Source organism: Streptomyces rugosispiralis (genome assembly GCF_024505145.1).
Classification (GTDB): Bacteria; Actinomycetota; Actinomycetes; order Streptomycetales; family Streptomycetaceae; genus Streptomyces; species Streptomyces rugosispiralis.
Window position 1 is genome coordinate 1 of sequence record NZ_JANIAA010000210.1, and the last position, 613, is coordinate 613.

The following is a 613-nucleotide window of genomic DNA, read 5'->3' on the forward strand; positions in this document are numbered from 1 at the left end:
CGGCCAGGAGCGGGCTGAGGGGCAGCCGCTGTGGCTGGGGTCCATCAAGTCCAACATCGGGCACACGCAGGCCGCGGCCGGTGTCGCGGGCATCATCAAAATGGTGATGGCCATGCGGCACGGTGTGCTGCCGCGGACGCTGCACGTGGACGCGCCCTCCTCGAACGTCGATTGGGAGGACGGCGCGGTCTCGCTGCTCACCGAGCCGATGGCGTGGCCGGAGACCGGCCGCCCACGCCGCGCCGGTGTGTCGTCGTTCGGCATCAGCGGCACCAACGCGCACACCATCATCGAGCAGCCGCCGGCCGCCGAGGACCGTGAGGACGCGGCGGCGCGGCCGTCCGCCGTACCGCCGGTGCTGCCGTGGCCGCTGTCGGCCATGGGCGGCGCCGCGCTGCGCGACCAGGCCCGCCGCCTGCGCGACCGGCTGCGCGGCACCGACGAGGACGTGGACCTGGCCGCCATCGGCTACACCCTGGCCGCCGGGCGCACCGCCTTCGAGGACCGCGCGGTGCTGGTGGCCGACGGCCGCGAGGGCTTCCTGCGCGCCTTGGAGGCGCTGGCCTCCGGCGAACCGGCCACGGGCCTGGTGCAGGGCTCGCCGGTGGCCGGG

General features: G+C 75.9%; 1 protein-coding gene. It reads left to right on the forward strand.

Going from position 1 to position 613, the window contains the following annotated elements:
- Positions 1-613: KS-MAT linker domain-containing protein (locus NP777_RS47100; protein ID WP_305890876.1), on the forward strand; the 613-nt coding region annotated here is incomplete at both ends.